We start from the raw sequence: 18,299 nt of genomic DNA, 5'->3' as shown, positions 1-18,299 counted from the left end.
CAGCGGCGTTCAGTGCGCTGAACGCCGCTGCGCGGCCTCGTTGTGGGGAGCGGCTGTGATTACGTGTCGGTGCTGAGCCCGAAAAACCGGTCGAAGAAGGCTGTCAGCTTCTCGATGACGCGTTGCTTGGTCGCCCCGTGGCCGTTGCTGTCGGCGAACCGGGATACCGGCGGGAGCACGGTCGTGATCGCGGTGCCCGCGGTGCGGAGAGCTCCTTCGCGGAGCGCCTGATCGACGAACGCGTGCGCGGCGTCGGGCCGGAGACGTTCCTCGTCGATGATCCGGGTGAGTTCCGCGTCGCGTTTCGCGGTGACGTAGCGCTGCCACTCGTCGTCGATGGCGCCGTCGACGGAGACGGAATCAACGAAGTCCTCGATGAGGTCTTTCTTGTTCCGCAGGGTCGGGCTGGCGTCGATGGCGCGGGTGATCTCGGCGCGGAGTTCCCGGTCGTCGCCGTCGCCGTGGTCCTGCCGGAACTTGGCAACCAGCATCAGGATGTAGTCGACGTTGATCTCGACCTGTTTGATCAGCTCGATCTCGAACACGACGTCGTCGTTGATGATCTCCTTGTCCGCCGCGGCGGTCTGCCGGTACTGGGCGTGGAGGTCGAGGTAGACGCTGCGGTAGTCCTGCCGTTGCCGGTCGGTGAGGATCTGCGCTCCGGCGAAGTCGTCGAACGAGGTCAGGATGTTCTCCAACCGGAGGATCTGCCCGAACAGCTGAATGAACGCCTTCTCCGCACCCTCCCCAACGATCTGCTGCCCGAGCGGGAACCCGGCCAGCAGCTCCTGCGTTTGCTCGGCGTACTGGGCGTAGTAGTCCGCGTAGGGCTTGAGGAGCACGACACCGCGGGCGTCCTTGTTCCCGAACAGCTCCAACGCTTCGTTGGTGGCGTCCTCGAGGTCCCGAAACGCGACGACATTGCCGTACGTCTTCACCGAGTTCAAGATCCGGTTCGTGCGGGAGTACGCCTGAATGAGGCCGTGGGCGCGGAGGTTCTTGTCCACGAAGAGGGTGTTCAGGGTGGTGGCGTCGAAGCCGGTGAGGAACATGTTGACCACGATCACGAGGTCAAGGTCCCGGTTCTTCAACCGTTGGGAGAGGTCCTTGTAGTAGTTCTGGAACTTGTCGGCACTGGTGTCGTAGCTGGTCCCGAACAGGCGGTTGTAGTCCCGGATCGCGTCCTCGAGGAACCCCCGCGCGTCACCGGAGAGCGCGTCCGTGTCAAACGCCTCATCGTCGAGCAGCCCATCATCGGCGCTGTCGGTGACGGCGTCGTTCGCGCCGTAGGAGTAGATCAGCCCGATCTTCAACCGCTTCGCGGGCGTCAGGTCCTGCTGTTGGCGTTGGAACTCGGCGTAGTAGCTGCGGGCAGCATCGATCGACGCGGTCGCGAACAACGCGTTGAACCCCCGCACTCGCTTGCGCTGGCGCACTGCTTCGGCTTGCCGGCGAGTGCGGGTCGCGTCAGCGACGTTCGTCACGACGGAGTGCTCGTACCCGGCCTCGCGGCGGGTCTTTTGGTCGAAGTGCTCCAGCGTGTACCCGACGACGTCGGACACGCGTTCCGGGGCGAGGAGGACCCGCTCAGTGTCGATGGAAGACACCTGCTTGTCCACCACCGTGCCGACGCGGAGGGTGTTGACGTAGTCGATGCGGAACGGCAGCACGTTCCGGTCGGTGATCGCGTCGACGATTGTGTACGTGTGCAGCTTCTCCCCGAACGCCTGTTCCGTGGTCTTCAGCAGCGGGTTCCCGCCGGAGCCGGAGTTCGCGGCGAAGATCGGGGTGCCGGTGAACCCGAACAGGTTGAACTTCTTGAACGCCTTCGTGATCTGGGTGTGCATGTCCCCGAACTGGGACCGGTGGCACTCGTCGAAGATCAACACCGTGTGCGAGTCATACACCGGGTGGGTCTTGTTGCCGGTGATGAAGTTCGACAGCTTCTGGATCGTGGTGATGATTATCCGCGCGGACGGGTCCTCGAGCTGGGTCTTCAGGACAGCGGTAGAGGTGTTGGAATTCGCGGCGCCCTTTTGGAACCGGTCGTACTCTCGCATCGTCTGGTAGTCGAGGTCTTTCCGGTCCACCACGAACACCACCCGATCCACCCCCGGCAACTGCGAGGCGAGCTGCGCGGTCTTGAACGACGTCAACGTCTTCCCAGACCCCGTCGTATGCCACACGTACCCGCCGGCACCGGTGGTACCGAGCTGCTTGTACGTGGTCGCGATGCCAATGCGCTGCAGGATCCGTTCCGTGGCGACGATCTGGTACGGCCGCATCACCAGCAGCAGCCGGTCCGCGGTCATGACGCAATACCGGGTGAGAATGTTCAGCAGGGTGTGCTTGGCAAAGAACGTCCGCGCGAACGAGGTCAGATCCTGAATCGGCTTGTTCTGCGCGTCCGCCCACCAGGACGTGAACTCGAAACTGTTCGACGTTCTCCGTCCCCGGCCCGGCTTCTGCCCGTCCTTCAGATGCTGACTGCGGGTGGTGTTCGAGTAGTACTTCGTCAGCGTCCCGTTGCTGATCACGAACAACTGCACGTACTCAAACAGGCCACTGCCGGCCCAGAAGCTGTCCCGCTGGTACCGGTCAATCTGGTTGAACGCCTCCCGGATATCGACACCCCGGCGCTTCAGCTCGATGTGCACCATCGGCAACCCATTCACTAGCACCGTCACGTCATACCGGTTCGCGTAGCGGCTCCCCGCACCACCCTCGGAGGCCGAGTCGGCCTGGTCGACCTCATACTGGTTAATTACTTGGAGGCGGTTGTTGTGGATGTGCTGCTTGTCGAGCAGCCTCACGTTCTTCGTTGAACCGTCATCCCGCCGCAGCACCTGCACATGGTCTTCCTGCACCCGGATCGTCTTCTCAACGATGCCGTCGTTTTTCCCGGCAACGCAGGTGTCGAAGAACTGTGCCCACTCCCCATCCGAGAACACGATCCCGTTCAGCGCCTCGAGCTGGGTACGGAGGTTGTCGACGAGCTGGGCCTCGGACATGATCGGCAGGTACTCGTACGCCTGCGACCTGAGCAGGCGAATTAGTTCAGACTCGAGCGCCGCCTCCGACTGGTAGTCAGCCGCCTGCACCGGATCGGCCACGTACTCAGCGACGACCGTGCTTTCGGCCGACACGGCAATCGGATCGTACTTCCGCGCCACAGCGTCGCTCACGCTCACGCCGACGCCTCCTCGAAAGTCAGGAGCCGGTCGCGGTAGTACTCGTACTGCTTGCGGCGCGCTTCCAGCTCTGCTTCCAGCTCTGCTTCCAGCTCTGTGAACTGGTCCAGGATCCGCACGATCTCCCGCTGCACCTCAAGCGGCGGTATCGGAATTGGCAGGGTATCAGTGTCCTTGACTCCGAGTTGTGGCAGCTTTACTGAGGTTGCCCGCGCGACCTCTTGTAGGCGACCGGCCTGAGTGAGTAGGTAGTAGTAGACGAACTTCTGCTCCACTTCGGGGTCCGTGAGGGTGTATGACCACAGCTCGGTCTTGTGGGTAAAGGGGCCCTCGTAGTAGCTGAAGCCGATATGACCACGCGACTTCACGACGATGCTAGGCTCGCGAACGACATGTTCCACCGGGATCGCGCTCTCGGAAACGTCAGCAATTGTTTGGCCGCCGGCGAACACTCGGATGGGCCCGGGGACCTCAGCGAGAATCTTCATTCTCGCGGCTGTAATTGACGTGCCCTTGTTGCGGCGTCCAAGCGTCGATAACGGCCGATAGGCAACTCCGTTAGGGGCGAGTTGGGCGAGTAATTTATCGATTCTGCTCACCGGGCGCCCTCCAGATCAGCGACGACGGCGTCGATCGAGGTGCGAAGCTCGGCCTGGCGAGTGACGATGCGGGCGATCTCGGCGTTGAGCGCGGTGATGTCGACGATCTCGCGGGTGTCTTCCGCTTCGACGTAGGAGGATACGGCGATGTTGTAGTCGTTGCCTCCGATGGTCTCGTTGGGGACGAGGGCGGCGTAGTGGTCGACGTTCTGCCGGTTTTGGAGGGCGGTGAGAATGTTTTGCTGGTGGTCGGGACTGAGCTTGTTCTTGTTCCCGACGCGGGTGAACTCCGCTGACGCGTTGACGAACAAGACCTGGTTGTCGGGTTTCGACTTCTTGAGGACCATGATGCAGGTGGCGATGGTGGTGCCGAAGAACAGGTCTGGTGGGAGCTGGATGACGGCGTCGACGTAGTTGTTGTCGATCAGGTACTGGCGGATCTTCCGTTCCGCACCGCCTCGGTAGAGCACGCCGGGGAATTGTACGATCGCGGCGGTGCCGTTCACGGCGAGCCAGGACAGCATGTGCATCGTGAACGCGAGGTCGGCTTTCGACTTCGGTGCGAGCACGCCGGCGGGGGAGAAGCGTTCGTCGTTGATCAGGAGCGGGTTCGCGTCCCCGTCCCACTTGATGGAGTAGGGCGGGTTCGACACGATCGCTTCGAAGGGTTCCTCGTCCCAGAAATACGGGTCGATGAGGGTGTCGCCGTGGGCGATGTCGAATCGTTCGTAGTCGAGTTCGTGGAGGAACATGTTGATCCGGGCGAGGTTGTAGGTGGTCAGGTTGATTTCCTGCCCGTAGAACCCGCCGACGTTGTCCTTCCCGAGGACCTTCGCGAACTTCAGCAGCAGCGACCCTGACCCCGCAGCCGGGTCGTAGACCTTGTTGACACGGGTCTTGCCCATCACAGTGGTGCGGGCGAGGACCTCGGACACTTCCTGCGGCGTGTAGTACTCGCCGCCGGACTTCCCGGCTTGGGATGCGTACATCTGCATCAGGTACTCGTACGCGTCACCGAACAGGTCGATGGAGTTGTCCTGGAAGTTCCCCAGCGGCAGGTCCCCGATTGCGTCGAGGAGCTTGACGAGCTTCTCGTTCCGCTTCGCGACGGTGTTGCCGAGGCGGGTGCTGTTGACGTCGAGGTCGTCGAAGAGGCCCTTGAGGTCGTGCTCACTGTCCGTGCCGAGCGCGGAGCCTTCAATGTTCTTGAACACACGCTCAAGCGTCTCGTTGAGGTTGACGTCCCGGCTGCCACGGCGGCGGACGTTGACGAAGAGCTCCGAGGGGAGGATGAAGAACCCCTTCTCCGACACGGTGTCGCGGCGGATAGGTTCCGCTTGCTCGTCGGGGAGGACGGCGTAGGAGAAGCTCGTGTCGCCAGCGTCGTGTTCGCCCTTGTCGATGAACGCGGCGAGGTTTTCAGAGATGAACCGGTAGAACAGCGTCCCGAGGACGTAGGACTTGAAGTCCCACCCGTCCACCGACCCGCGGAGATCGTTCGCGATCCGCCAGATCGTCTTGTGCAGCTCAGCGCGCTGCGCTTCTTTCGTGGTCGGTGCCATGTACTTCGGTCTCCTACGCCAGGGGTGGGCCCTCTGAACGGGGCAACACCGCTCATAGTCTCGCAGCCCGTCTCCCCGCGCCACGTCGCCGTCGGATGCACTGCGTCGGGCTCGTCCATGGCTCCTCGGATGCGGCGGTATGCGGCAGAGTAGGGCGAGTGAGCACCCTCAACGACGACTCGGTCTCAGCTGTCCCGATCTGGCCTGCGTTCGTCATCCCGGTCCTGCGGGTGCTCGAAGACGGGCAAACCCTGCACCGCAAGGACGTCTTCGATGCAGCTGCTCGGATCGCGGGACTCACCGCGGAAGCTCGCGAGGAAACCCTCCGCTCAGGCGGCTACCGGTACGAGCAGCGCTTGGGCTGGGCACTGAGTCACCTAGCGAAGGCGAGCTGGATCGATCGCCCAAGCCGCGGCCACTACGTCATCAACGACCGCGGCCGCAACGCACTCGTGCAGTATCCCGACGGGTTCGACTACGCCCACGCGCGAGAGATCTTCGCCCCGTTCTGGCCCAACGAGACCCGCAAAAGCGCCGATTCTCAAGCCGTGCAGGCCGAGCTCCTCCCGGCTGATGCCGGGATCCTTGACCCGATCGAGCAGATCGAGGACGGTATCAGCCGCATCGAAGCCGAAGTCGGGGAAGAACTGCTGCACCGTCTTCGTGAGAGTCACCCGGACTTTTTCGAGCAAGCGGTCGTCGATCTGCTCCTTGCCATGGGCTACGGCGGTGCCGAGCAACGCGGCAAGCGCATCGGTGGCACCGGTGACGAAGGTATCGACGGCGTGATCGACCAGGACGCCCTCGGCCTTGACCGCGTCTACATCCAAGCCAAGCGGTACAAGGCCGGCAACAACATCAGCCGTGAAACCATCCAAGCGTTCGTCGGCGCCCTCCATGGCTTCGGCGCCACCCGAGGCGTGTTTCTCACCACCTCCGCGTTCACGCCCGCCGCGATCAGCTACACCAGCAACGTGCAGTCACGCGTCGTCCTCATCGACGGCGAACGACTCATCGCTCTCATGATCAAGTATCGAGTGGGCGTCCAGGTCCGCAGCACCTACACCGCCGTGGAAGTCGACGCCGACTTCTTCGACTGACCAAGCGGACGAGCGACGCCGCCTCCGGAGGCCGGTTTACCTTGAACCGTGACGGAACGTCACCACCGCATCGAAGAGAGGATGTCAGCGATGACCCGGGAAATCGAGCTCGTTCGCGACGGAGATGGATTGGCGATCATCGGCGACGACGCCGACATCGACCGGTTCCTGACCGCGGCCAAGCTCAACCACGCGGTGACGAAGCCGCTTCCGCTGCATCGCATGTGGTCCGCGTCGACGACCGCCGCCGCGGCGACACAGGTCGGGGCGGACCTGGCAGCGAACTCGGGCCGGTGGGTGAAGCTCACGGCGGAGTCTGCCGAGGCGATCAAGACGTACGGGTTGATGCCGACAAAGGTTCCCGGGGTGAGTCATGCCATGGTCGGGAACCCCGGAGACATCAAGCAGTGGCTACAAATCGCACAGGCCCCTACCGCGCTGCTGAGTGGACCGTTCGCCGTGAGCGCGCTTGCGACGATGATGCAGCAGCGGGCGATGCAGCAGCAGATGGACGAGATCGTCGAGTACCTCGAGGACATCAGCGAGAAAGTCGATGACATCCTCCGCTCGCAGACTGACTCGGTGCTCGCAGACATGATCGGCGTGGACCTGATCATCGAAGACGCAATGACCGTCCGCGAACACACCGGCCGCGTGTCCGAGGTCACCTGGTCAAAGGTGCAAGGCGCATCATTCGCGATCGCTCGGACCCAGGCGTACGCGATCCGCCAGCTCGACACCATCGCCGAGAAACTGCAGAACAAGGCCGACATCGGCGAGGTAGCGAAAGCCACTCGCGATGCTGACCCGCCCGTGCGGGAATGGCTCGCGGTCCTCGCCCGCACCATGCAGCTCCAGGACGCTGTGTCCGTGCTCGAACTCGACCGGGTTCTTGACGGGGCAGGAGAACAACTGGAACAGCACCGGTCCGGTCTGGCATCGGCGCGTGCGAACCGGATCGGCCTCATCAACCGGATCACCGTGCGGCTGCTCGAGCAGATGGACGAAACGATCATTCGGGCGAACGCGAAGGTCCTGACGAACCCCTTCGACTCACCCGCCGCCGTCCGATCAAGCAACACGCTCTCCGAGGGGCTCGCACAGTTCCGCGACCGCGTCGGCATCGAAGCGGACTACGAGCACGCCGAGACGCGACGCTGGAAGCAAGCCGTTATCGACACTAGAGACAAGGTCGTGACCTCCGGCGTGAGCGGTATTCGAACTGCGGGCCGGGTCGGCGCGAAAGGATTCGAACACGCCACGGAACCCTTCCGAGCCGTGGACCTAGATGGTGACGGAATCACCGACCGGCCGCGCGCAGCCGCGGCTGCTGAAGAAGCCAGCGAAGCCCTGAAAGGCGCCGCCGCCGGTGTCTTTGGCGCACTCGGCACCCTGTTCAAGCGGGGACGGCGGCAGCCGGAACGCCCGGAGGTAGAAGACGGACAGTCGTCGTAAGCGGATCCGCTGGCTCCACCTGACGTAAGAGACCGATATCGGCGCGATCAGCAACGGCCGGCGACCCCGAGGGATGGCCGGCCGTTGCTACGTGTGGAGTGGCGTCAGTGTGCGGCGTCGTACGCGTCACGGACGGCCTGGCTGATCCGGCCACGGGAGGACACTTCGTGGCCGTTGGCTGCTGCCCACTCGCGGATCTTGCCAAGCTCTTCCGAGTTGCCACGCTTGGGGGCACTGCCAGAGGAGGCGCGGCCGCTGCGGTTGCCGGTCTTGCGGGCGGCTGCGATGTAGTCGGAGAGCGCTTCGCGGAGCTGGTCTGCGTTGTCGTCGGTGAGGTCGATCTCGTAGTTGGCGCCGTCGAAGCCGAAGGACACGGTGCGACCCTTGCCGTCTTCAATGTTTTCGCCGGTCAGGTCGTCGACGAGCTGCGTGGTGACTTTCTGCGCCATGGGTACTGCTGCCTTTCGTAGTGGGGGAGGTACGCCTCTACTGTGACATATCCAGAGCAGATCGGGTCGATGCGTGCCGATTGTTGGTCGCGCAAAGTGCTGGTGCAGAATGGTTACCGATGACCCAAAGAGCACCAGTTCCGTCCGGGTACGCCATGGCATTGGCAGAACTCAAGCGGCAAGTGAAGGAAGCGCGTATCACTGCGCAGCGACGCGTCAACACTGAACTGGTGCGTCTGTACTGGGGGATCGGCTCCACGATCTTGCAGCGGCAGGAGCAGGAGGGGTGGGGGACCAACGTCATCGGTCGGCTCGCAGAAGATCTCCGTGCTGAGTTTCCGGAGATGAAGGGCTTCTCGCGCGCGAACCTCTTCTATATGCGTCGTGTCGCTGCAGCGTGGCCGGACGAGGAAGTTGTCCAACAGCTTGTTGGACAACTTCCCTGGGGGCACATCACCGTGCTCCTCGACCGACTCGACGACCAGGAAATCCGCGAGTGGTACGCCGCACAGGCCGTGCATCACGGCTGGTCTCGGAACGTCCTCGAGCACCACATCCGTACTGACGCGCACGCACGGCTCGAGGCGGCGCCGTCGAACTTCGCTGCGACGTTGCCGGCAGGGGAGTCGGACCTAGCGCAGCAGCTCACAAAGGATCCGTACGTCCTGGACTTCCTCGCGCTCGAGGGCGATGCGAAGGAGCGGCAGCTTGAGCAGGCACTCGTCGATCGCATCATCGACACACTGCGCGAGCTGGGGGAGGGGTTCGCGTTCGTGGGCCGGCAGGTGCACTTCGATGTCGACGGGGACGACTTCTTCGTCGACCTGCTGTTCTTCCACGTCGAGCAGCTCCGGTACGTCGTCATCGAGTTGAAGACCGGCAAGTTCAAGCCGGAGTACCTCGGACAACTCGGCTTCTACGTCGCCCTCGTCGACGACAAGCTCCGCCGGTCCCAGCACGCCGACACCGTCGGACTGCTCCTCGTCGCAGACAAGAACGACGCCGTCGTCCGGTACTCACTCGGCGCGAACCAAACACCGATCGGCGTCGCCAGCTACGACCTCCTCCCGCCAGCGGTGCAAGCAGCGCTGCCCTCGGAAGCGGACCTCGTGCAAGCCCTCGAGCAGCCACCCACCGACTCCCCGCCGACATAACCAACGCCGCGGACGGGGCCTGCTTAGCAAGCGTGTCTGTCCAGAGCTTCGCCAGCGCTGCGGCCTGCTCGGCGGCTGCCGTCCAGTTGAGCGTCACGCCAGAAGAAGCGGCGTGGAACTTCGCCCGCCCTCGTGCACCGCGCTCAGCATCAGTGAACAGCGGCTTCTCGAGCCCGACGATTGCAGATAAGCAATCCAGCACTATCGCTTGCAATCGGACGCTGGTACCTGTCCTAGGGCGAGTTGCGCGGTGGTGCACGCGCAAGCTTGCATCTAGCTTTCAGAGTGATAGCTAGGTAATAGCAGTGTGCTGGCATTGCCACGTGCCGGGTCTGGACTCGAGCGCCCGTGAGGCGCTTACAGTGGCTGCTGTGGGTGGGATGACGGCTCGGGCAGCTCTTGTGCGCGAACTTGACGTCATCGGGGGAGACCCGGCCGAACGGTTCGACCGTGTTGCTCGGCTGACGCGGGACGTGTTCGGTGCGCCGATGGCGTTCTTGAACCTCGTCGACGACGACACCGTGTACACGCTCACCCCGCAGACATCGACTGGTCCGCGGGAGATACCCGCGAGCGAGAGCTTCTGTGCGGAGACCGTGCTTCACGACGAGCCGACGTTGGTACCGGATGCTCGCGCTGATGACCGGTTCGCGGCGCTGCCGGTGGTGCAGACGCTCGGAGTGCGCTTCTACGCTGGCGCACCCGTCAGCGTGCGGGGCACCCGTGTCGGGTCGTTGTGCGTCGTGGACACGCATCCGCGGGTTCTGTCGGATAGCGACGTCGTCCTGCTGCAGGACCTCGCGACGTGGGCGGGCCGGATCCTCAGCGACGACGGCAGCGACACAGTTTCGGGAACCGAGACCAGCGCTCTCGCACCTGGTCCGCTTCAGCTTCCCGGCTACGACCTCCGCGCCGAAGTGATCCCGTTCAGTGGCGCCAGTGGCGACTTCTACGACTGGATACCCACGATCAATGGTGCGGCGATCACCCTCACCGATGTGATGGGAAAGGGCGTGGAGGCGGCCAAGCACGCCGCCTCCATCCGCGCGGCGTTCCGCGCCCAGGACCAGGAACGTCCCGCCGCCGACGTGATCGGTGCCACGGACCGAGAAATCGGGCCGGCGCTTGTGCGAGCGGATTCGTTCGCCACCGCGTTCCACGCGCACCTCGACACCGCCACGGGTTGGGTGGACTTCGGCGACGCCGGTCACGGCATCGCGATGCACCTCTCAGCGCACGGGCAACCGATACGGCTGCTCCGATCACGAGACCTGCCACTCGGGCTGCATCCCGGCGCGATGCGCCACTCCTCTGGATTCCTGGTCCTGCAGCCCGGCGATGCGCTGATCGTCTGCAGCGACGGCGTCCTCGACCTGTTCGACGGGACACTCGCCGCGCTCGATCAACTCGCCGAGGTGTACTGGGCTGCTCCGGACGACTTCCTTCCTCGAGTCCGTGCCCTCGTTGCCGAACGCAGCCCTGACGACGATGTCACCACCCTCGTTCTCGCGCGGCACAACTTGGCGCCAAAACAAGACGCGTTGAGCTGACAAGGACAACGAGGCATCTCACGGCTGGTCGGCTGGTCGGCTGGTCGGCTGGATCCAACCCGGCGGCGTCCTGCTGCTTTCCTGCCTGTCCTCGAGCGATCCTGACAATTTCTTGAGGACCTCTCGCGCGCTTGGCCGACGAGGCGTACCGTGCCGCTCAACCACTCTACGTGCGCAGCCGAGATCAGGAGGTGAGCGCATGGACGCGTCGATGCGTCGACCCCTGCGGGCAGTGATCCGGTGGGCCCTTCTGGGTTCCGGGATCGCTGCGGCGGTCGTGCTGCTCTCGCTGCTCCTGGGCGCCCGCCCGGCCGCAGCGGCGGAGGGCAAGCTCCTCGGGGTCTCGCCGAGTGGCGTCACGTCAAGTGTCGGTGGGGCCGTGCAGGGTGTCACGGGCGGTGTCGGCCAGGTGCTCGACAGCGCCGTCGCACCGGTCCGGAGCGTCGTCGCGCCAGCCCCGGCAGCGCCCGCTCCGGCGGCTCCCGCGCCCGTCGTCGCCCCGGCGGCCCCCGCAGCGCCAGCCCCGGCGGCCCCCGTAGCACCCGCCCCGGTGACGGCGACGCCCACTCCTGCGGCGCCCGCTCCTGCGGCGCCGGCCGCCGCCGCGCCGAGCCACCCGGCCCCCGCCCAGCACGCGCCGACCCCGGCCCAGAGCGCTCCGACCCACAGCACGCCGTCGCAGAGCGGCCCGACCTCGAGCAGCCCGGCGCACAGCAAGCCGACCCACTCCGCACCGGCGGCTCACGCCCCGGTGACGTCCGCGACCCCCGCCGGCACGCACGCCCCGAATGGCACCCGCTCGACCACGTCGGTCACCGACGGCATCGTGGCGGCCGCGAGCGGAGCCTCCCGTCCGGTGACCGACACTGTCGGTGCGATCCTCAGCCCGGTGACCGACACCGCCTCCTCCGTCCTCGAGCCCGTGACGGGGGCCGTCGGGACCGTCGCCGACGGCGGGCCCGTCACCGCAGTGGTCGACACCGTCGACCGGGTGGTCGGGAGCCTCCCGGTCGTCGGTTCGGTCCTGGGCGACGACACGCTCGGTGGTGTCACCGCCCCGGTGACCGGTGTCGTCGATGACATGCTCGGCACCGTTGGGGGCGTCGTGACGCAGATCCCCGGCGTCGTCGCCGAGCTGCCGACCGTCGTCGATCAAGTCCCGGGAGTCGTCGGCGTGCTTCCGACCGGTCCGGTCCTGCCTGGCGGGCCGCTCCTGCCGGGAGGCTCGCTCCCCGGCGTCGACGTTCCCTCGCTTCCGGTGGTCCCGGGCTCTGGCACCGGTCCGGCCGCGGGTCCCGCGCCCGTGGCGACCACGAACCCGATCGCGGACCGGCCTGTCCGCACGACGGACGGCAGCACCGGCTCCGCCGCCGAGGCGCCTGCCGCGTCGGCCACCGCTGATGTGACGTCGACCCGCGGCACCGCCGGCCCCCGCACCGTCGCCCTCGGTCACGTCGCCACCGGCCCCGTTGCCGCCGCGACCGTCACGGACGCACCTGCCACGGTCACCGTCGACGGTGCGGCGCTCGTCCTCCCGCTCGGTGGCGCACCGGTGCACACGCCCTTCGATGGCGGCACCGCGGGCACCACGGGCGGCAGCACCTCCGGCGGCTCCGTCGGCGCGAACATCCTGGGCACCGTCGGTGCCTCGGCTCTCACCTCCCCCCTCGCCGCGGGCCTCCGCGGCTCGGTCTCCGACGACGCCGTCCCGGCATCGCTCGTCGGCGACCACGACGTCGCTCCCGATTGAGATCGGCGCACCTGCCCGTCACGGCAGGACGCGCCTCCGACCGCCTCTGTGTGCGGTCGACCATCCATCTCGACCAGGAGTGAACGACCATGAACAAGAACGTCTCCCGAGGGCTGTGGTTCGCCCTCTGTGTGGGCGGGCTGACCTTCGGTGGAGCTGTCGCGGCGAACGCGGCGACGACCACCGGTGAGGACGGCACCGTCTCCGGAACCCAGGTCGCGCCGACCGTCGACGCGCCCGTGTCTGTCACCCGCAACGCCTTCGGCATCGTCGGCGACGCGGTATCCACCGCTGCCGCACCGGCAGCTCCGGCTCCGGCTCCGGCGGCACCGGCGCCCTCGGCACCGGCGCCTGCGGAACCAGCACCCGCAGCACCGGCAACTGCTCCCGCAACGAGCGGGGCCGACGGCATCGCGTCCGGCACGCAGGTCGTACCCGACGTCAGCGCTCCCGTCGACGTGACCGGCAACGCGGTCGCCGTCGTCGGGGACGCGGTGGCGGCACCGGCCCCAGCGCCGGCTGCCCCGGCTCCCGCGCCGGCTGCTCCCGCTCCCGCGCCGGCTGCTCCGGTGGCCTCCTCGCCCACCACGTCCGGCGAGGACGGCGTGCTCTCGGGCACCCAGGTCGCCGGTGCGGTGGACGTGCCGGTCACGGCGACCGGCAACGCCGTCGGTGTCCTCGGTGACGCTGCCGCCACGAGCTCGCGCTCCGGGTCGTCCTCGGCTCCGGCAGCTCCGGCCGGTGACACGACGACCGCCTCGACCTCCGGGGAGGACGGCGTGCTCTCGGGCACCCAGGTCCTGCCGGACATCACGGTCCCCGTCACGGTCTCGGGCAACGGGATCGGCGTGCTCGGGGACGGATCGGCCACCGGGACCTCCGCGGCCCCGGCAGCTCCGACCGGTGGCACGACGAGCGGCTCGACCTCCGGGTCGGACGGGCTCATCTCCGGCACGCAGCTGCTCGGTACCGTCTCCGTCCCGATCACGGTGGCGGGCAACGGTGTCGGTGTCCTCGGCGACGGATCGAGCTCGGCCACGGGCTCGACCCCGACGGCCGACACGGGTACGACGCCGGCTGCAGGTGGTACGACCTCGGGTGACGGCGGCATCGGCTCCGGCACGCAGGTGTCGCCGGTGGTCTCGGTCCCGGTCACGGTCGGTGGCAACGGGATCGGCGTCGTCGGCGACGGCACCAGCACCGGCGGCTCGACGACCGGTTCGACCCCGTCGACCGGTACTGCTCCGGCGGCCGGTGGGACGACGTCCGGTGAGGACGGCATCGGCTCCGGCACCCAGGTGTCGCCGGTGGTCTCGGTCCCGGTGACGGTCGGTGGCAACGGGATCGGCGTCATCGGTGACGGCACGAGCACCGGCGGGACGACGGGGTCGACCCCGACGGCCGGCACGGGTACGACCCCGGCTGCCGGTGGCACGACCTCGGGTGAGGACGGCGTCGGCTCCGGCACCCAGCTGTCGCCCGTGGTGAACGTCCCGGTCACCGTCGGTGGCAATGGCATCGGCATCGTCGGAGACGGCACCAGCACCGGCGGCACCACGACCGGCACGACCCCCACCACCGGTACGGGCACCGCTCCGGCGGCCGGTGGCACCACCTCCGGCGAGGACGGCATCGGTTCCGGCACCCAGGTCACCCCGGTGGTCTCGATCCCAGTCACGATCGGTGGCAACGGGATCGGCATCGTCGGAGACGGCACCAGCACCGGCGGCACCACCACCGGCACGACCCCCACCACCGGTACGGGCACCGCTCCGGCGGCCGGTGGCACCACCTCCGGCGAGGACGGCATCGGCTCCGGCACCCAGGTCACCCCGGTGGTCTCGGTCCCGGTGACGGCCGGCGGCAACGGCGTCGGTGTCATCGGTGACGGATCGGCCTCGGGCACGACCCCCACGACCGGCACTGCTCCGGCGGCTGGTGGTACGACGTCGGGTGAGGACGGCATCGGCTCCGGCACCCAAGTCACCCCGGTCGTCTCGATCCCGGTGACGGTCGGTGGCAACGGCATCGGCATCGTCGGTGACGGCACCAGTACCGGTGGCACCACGACCACCCCCACCACCAGTGCGGGCACTGTTCCGGCTACCGGTGGTACGACGTCGGGTGAGGACGGCATCGGCTCCGGCACCCAGGTCACCCCGGTCGTCTCGATCCCGGTGACGGTCGGTGGCAACGGCATCGGCATCGTCGGTGACGGCACCAGTACCGGTGGCACCACGACCACCCCCACCACCAGTGCGGGCACTGTTCCGGCTACCGGTGGCACGACCTCGGGCGAGGACGGCATCGGCTCCGGCACCCAGGTCACCCCGGTCGTCTCGATCCCGGTGACGGTCGGTGGCAACGGCATCGGTGTCATCGGTGACGGCACCAGCACCGGTGGCACCGCCACCGGTACCACCCCCACGACCGGTACCGCCCCGGCCGCTGGTGGCACCACCTCGGGTGATGGCGGTGTCGGCTCGGGGACGCAGATCATCCCCGTCGTGAACATCCCGATCACGGTCGGTGACAACGGCATCGGCATCATCGGAGACGGCACCACGACCCCGGCCACCGGCACCACGCCCGGAACCACGCCGGGTACCGACCCCGGCACCACCCCGGGTACCGACCCCGGCACCACCCCGGGTACCGACCCCGGCACCACGCCCGGCACCACCCCGGGCTCGACGCCGAACACCGGGACCACTCCCGGTGACACGGGCAACACCCCCGACACCGGTACGACCCCGGTCGTCGACACCATCCCGAACACCGGCACCACGCCGCTCGTCGACACCGACACAGCCCCGGTCGTTACGGCAGACGTAGTCCGGTCGACCCCGACCCTCGTGTCCTTCGCTCCGGCAGCAGCTGCAGCGACCGGGGCAGAGGCGACGGCGAACACCGCCGGCACCCTCGCCTACACGGGCGCGAGCAACCCGGCGTCCCCGGCACTGGCAGCGGTCCTGCTGCTGCTCGCCGGACTCGGGACACTGACCCTGCAACGCCGTCACTGAAGGGCAACCATAGTGGAAAGGGTGCGGAGCACCGGGAGACCGGTGCTCCGCACCCGCCTGCCCGAACGGGTCAGCGCGACCACCGGCCTCGAGAAGTTTGAGGCGCCTTTGGGGGCAGCGAGAAACTTGCGCTGGCCTCAAAGGGTGACGGCACCGGCCGAATGAGTTGAGTGCTGCTCCCCCGTTTGAGCCGGAGATGCGCCGATAATGTATGTTATGTCAGGTAGCGGCTCGCTCAACTGCTTGCGCCACCCCCACCGTTCAGGCCGAGCTGATACTCGGCTCGCCAGCTGCGATCGCCTCCAAAGCACCAGAGCACACCTTGCGATGCCGACGCACATCCCTATCTACCGTGCGTATTCCCACGCGTGCCGGTGGCTAACGCGTCAGCCGTCGAAGATGCCGCAGCACTGTTCACCCTCACTGCCACAAACCTAGCTACACCACCCGCCGTAGCGCGTCGACCTCGCGTACGACGACGCAGTCCTTGGCGGCAACAACAAAGCCCCGGTTCGGATAACGAGCCAGGGCTTGCTGTAGAACAATTGCAGTTTCGCGATCAGTGAAGACGCTTACTTACGCTTATTCCGATTCTTTCCTAAAACTTTCCCTAGTGCGAAAGGAGCGATGATGATCATCAACACCAGTCCGACAATGAACCCAATCGTACCCTCGTCCATTACCAGTCCAACCCAAGGAACGACAACACAACCAGAACTACGCCAAATACCATGAACATAATTCCTCCGATTATTACATTTCTCGGAGTACTAGATTTTTTCGCAAACTTATCGGACGAAATCAATCTTTGCTGCTGCTGCATAGCCGGACCGATCCGACCAGCGTTTATCACAATTGCTACTCCAGCAATGGCGAGAACAATACCACCGATGAGTGCGGGGAGAAATATGGTCATGGCTCATCCTAGAAGGTGTAGCTGACGCCGACGTTGCATCCGCCGCCAGCGCCTCCCCCGACGCCACCGCCACCGGACAAGTCGCCGCCTTCGCCGACGCCAACTTCGCCGTAGACGCCGACGCCGAGGTCTGCTGAGCAGGATGCGTTAACCGAAGGTCCCTCGTTGGTGCCGGCGCCTCCACCGACAGAGCCATTCACTCCGACGTCGGGGCCGACTGCGGCGCCGATTGTGAAGTCCCAGTCGCCGTCGTAGCCGCCACCAACCTGAAGGCAGACGAACGCGCACAGTTCCCCAACGCCTCCAACATAAGCTCGCCCTGACGGGTCGCTTGCATTGATCGGGTCGTCACCTGCATAGGCGTATCGGTTAGCGTTATTGGGATCGAGGGGCGCGTCGAGAGTGTCGCGTGAGATCCACCCACCCGTCTCAGCGGATTGCCAGCGATAGCCAAACTTGGTGAGGCCGATGTTCGTACCGCTTGAGCGCAGACCGCCCTTGAACCCGTAGGGGTTCTGCTGCCACTGCGAGCTGTTGTCACCGTAGGTAACGGTCTCCCCGCCGTACGGGGAGTACGACACGACGTAAGCCTTTTCACCCTTGTCGGTAATGGCGGCGGCCGGATTTCCAATGCCGTCGATGACCCACATGCTGGTCGATCCGTCCGCGGTTCGGAGATCCAACGGGCGTCCACTGGACGGGTCGCTCAGCACTGACGCGGTGCCTTCACTCACGACAGTCCGGGCTGTGAGTGCGCCGCTCCTGCCGTAGGTGTATTGGTATGCCTTGCTCCCGGCGGTTGATTGCGACAACAACGTCACCATCGAGGCGCCGGCGTACGTGTAGCTGCTCTTGATCCCATCCTTCGTAGAAGACGTCATTTGCTGCGCACCGTTGTAGGTGAACGTCTTCCCTGGTGCGGCGATGAGGTTGCCGGTGCCGTCGTACTGGTACCCGGCGGTGGTGATCTGCCCGACCGCGTTGAAGCTGAGCTGCGTGTCGGAGATGACGCGCTTGGTGTCCGTGTCGACTGCCTTGGCTCCGGTTCGGTCGCCCGCCTTGTCGTAGGTGAACGTCCAGGTCGTGTTCTGGGCGCCACCGGTTTGCTTGACCTTCTGCAGTCGTGTGGAGCTCTTCCCGTCACTGGCCTTGTAGTCGTACTCGGTGATCTGACCGGTCATGTCCTTGGACCACTGCAGCTGGTCGCGGTCATTGCCCTTGTCGGGATCACAGCTGCCGCCGGCGGCCGTGCCGGCGACGTAGCAGTACTTTGTGTCGACGACGGAGGACGGGTTGCTGCTGTCGCGGGATCCGAGCACGCGGGTGACCTTGCCGGAGGCGTCGTACTCGAGCTTCTGGTGCGCCTTCCATACCGTCGGATCTTCTTCGCCGTTGGGGGTGGCGTTGAGCCAGGTGTCCGTACGGCGGCCGTGGTCGTCAGGGACTGCTGCAGGTTTGGTTGACTCCTGACGGGTAGGAGCGTTGGCTCCTGCTGGAAGGATGTGCGCCATGGTGAAGGCGTATCCGGAAGAGTTCCGCCGTGACGTGAT

12 protein-coding genes are annotated in these 18,299 nt (G+C 66.0%); 6 read left to right on the top strand and 6 right to left on the bottom strand.

What is annotated here, in order from left to right; translation table 11 throughout:
• Positions 1 to 59: 59 nt before the first annotated feature.
• From DEI83_RS13715 to DEI83_RS13705, 3 genes are all read right to left on the bottom strand, one after another.
• Positions 60 to 3,146, bottom strand: a complete 3,087-nt coding sequence (locus tag DEI83_RS13715) for a type I restriction endonuclease subunit R (protein WP_375334675.1) — start codon at positions 3,144 to 3,146, stop codon at positions 60 to 62.
• 41 nt (positions 3,147 to 3,187) lie between these two features.
• Complete coding sequence (locus DEI83_RS13710) at positions 3,188 to 3,679, bottom strand: restriction endonuclease subunit S (protein ID WP_258371224.1); 492 nt, start codon at positions 3,677 to 3,679, stop codon at positions 3,188 to 3,190.
• Between the two features lie 107 nt (positions 3,680 to 3,786).
• Entirely contained in the window at positions 3,787 to 5,352 is a 1,566-nt protein-coding gene (locus DEI83_RS13705; protein WP_111082503.1) for a type I restriction-modification system subunit M, read from the bottom strand.
• A 158-nt stretch (positions 5,353 to 5,510) separates the two neighbouring features.
• Here DEI83_RS13705 and DEI83_RS13700 point away from each other — a divergent pair, with 158 nt between their 5' ends.
• Both DEI83_RS13700 and DEI83_RS13695 read left to right on the top strand, forming a co-directional pair.
• Positions 5,511 to 6,452 (top strand): restriction endonuclease, encoded by a 942-nt coding sequence (locus tag DEI83_RS13700; protein ID WP_258371223.1) that lies wholly within the window; start codon positions 5,511 to 5,513, stop codon positions 6,450 to 6,452.
• Between the two features lie 90 nt (positions 6,453 to 6,542).
• The gene (locus DEI83_RS13695) at positions 6,543 to 7,907 is read left to right on the top strand and encodes a hypothetical protein (protein WP_146243350.1); all 1,365 of its coding nucleotides are present in this window, start codon (positions 6,543 to 6,545) and stop codon (positions 7,905 to 7,907) included.
• Between the two features lie 104 nt (positions 7,908 to 8,011).
• On the opposite strand, the gene DEI83_RS13690 is transcribed toward DEI83_RS13695, so the two are convergent.
• Positions 8,012 to 8,356, bottom strand: coding sequence for an Lsr2 family protein (locus DEI83_RS13690; RefSeq protein WP_111082500.1), 345 nt, complete (start codon positions 8,354 to 8,356; stop codon positions 8,012 to 8,014).
• 155 nt (positions 8,357 to 8,511) lie between these two features.
• On the opposite strand from DEI83_RS13690, the gene DEI83_RS13685 reads away from it, so the two are divergent.
• The 4 genes from DEI83_RS13685 (at position 8,512) to DEI83_RS13665 (ending at position 15,833) form a co-directional block, all read left to right on the top strand.
• Positions 8,512 to 9,510 carry a YhcG family protein gene (locus tag DEI83_RS13685; RefSeq protein WP_258371222.1) on the top strand — a complete coding sequence of 333 codons (999 nt, stop codon included), beginning with the start codon at positions 8,512 to 8,514 and terminating at the stop codon, positions 9,508 to 9,510.
• Between the two features lie 380 nt (positions 9,511 to 9,890).
• Positions 9,891 to 11,060 carry a PP2C family protein-serine/threonine phosphatase gene (locus DEI83_RS13680; protein WP_258371228.1) on the top strand — a complete coding sequence of 390 codons (1,170 nt, stop codon included), beginning with the start codon at positions 9,891 to 9,893 and terminating at the stop codon, positions 11,058 to 11,060.
• A gap of 199 nt (positions 11,061 to 11,259) precedes the next feature.
• Positions 11,260 to 12,810 (top strand): hypothetical protein, encoded by a 1,551-nt coding sequence (locus DEI83_RS16360; protein WP_146243349.1) that lies wholly within the window; start codon positions 11,260 to 11,262, stop codon positions 12,808 to 12,810.
• Between the two features lie 89 nt (positions 12,811 to 12,899).
• Positions 12,900 to 15,833, top strand: a complete 2,934-nt coding sequence (locus DEI83_RS13665; protein WP_111082495.1) for a hypothetical protein — start codon at positions 12,900 to 12,902, stop codon at positions 15,831 to 15,833.
• 679 nt (positions 15,834 to 16,512) lie between these two features.
• On the opposite strand, the gene DEI83_RS15750 is transcribed toward DEI83_RS13665, so the two are convergent.
• Entirely contained in the window at positions 16,513 to 16,749 is a 237-nt protein-coding gene (locus tag DEI83_RS15750; protein WP_146243347.1) for a hypothetical protein, read from the bottom strand.
• 8 nt (positions 16,750 to 16,757) lie between these two features.
• On the bottom strand, positions 16,758 to 18,299 hold a 1,542-nt coding region (locus DEI83_RS13660; protein ID WP_309146595.1), incomplete at its 5' end, for an RHS repeat-associated core domain-containing protein.

It is taken from the genome of Curtobacterium sp. MCBD17_021, assembly GCF_003234525.1.
Lineage (GTDB): Bacteria > Actinomycetota > Actinomycetes > Actinomycetales > Microbacteriaceae > Curtobacterium.
This window is presented reverse-complemented; position numbering and strand designations above follow the sequence as displayed.

Excerpts from the sequence above, each read along its gene's own strand:
- DEI83_RS13710 (WP_258371224.1), bottom strand. The coding sequence starts at position 3,679 with ATGAAGATTCTCGCTGAGGTCCCCGGGCCCATCCGAGTGTTCGCCGGC.
- DEI83_RS13705 (WP_111082503.1), bottom strand. The coding sequence starts at position 5,352 with ATGGCACCGACCACGAAAGAAGCGCAGCGCGCTGAGCTGCACAAGACG.
- DEI83_RS13695 (WP_146243350.1), top strand. The coding sequence starts at position 6,543 with ATGACCCGGGAAATCGAGCTCGTTCGCGACGGAGATGGATTGGCGATC.
- DEI83_RS13690 (WP_111082500.1), bottom strand. The coding sequence starts at position 8,356 with ATGGCGCAGAAAGTCACCACGCAGCTCGTCGACGACCTGACCGGCGAA.
- DEI83_RS13685 (WP_258371222.1), top strand. The coding sequence starts at position 8,512 with ATGGCATTGGCAGAACTCAAGCGGCAAGTGAAGGAAGCGCGTATCACT.
- DEI83_RS13680 (WP_258371228.1), top strand. The coding sequence starts at position 9,891 with ATGACGGCTCGGGCAGCTCTTGTGCGCGAACTTGACGTCATCGGGGGA.
- DEI83_RS16360 (WP_146243349.1), top strand. The coding sequence starts at position 11,260 with ATGGACGCGTCGATGCGTCGACCCCTGCGGGCAGTGATCCGGTGGGCC.
- DEI83_RS13665 (WP_111082495.1), top strand. The coding sequence starts at position 12,900 with ATGAACAAGAACGTCTCCCGAGGGCTGTGGTTCGCCCTCTGTGTGGGC.
- DEI83_RS15750 (WP_146243347.1), bottom strand. The coding sequence starts at position 16,749 with ATGACCATATTTCTCCCCGCACTCATCGGTGGTATTGTTCTCGCCATT.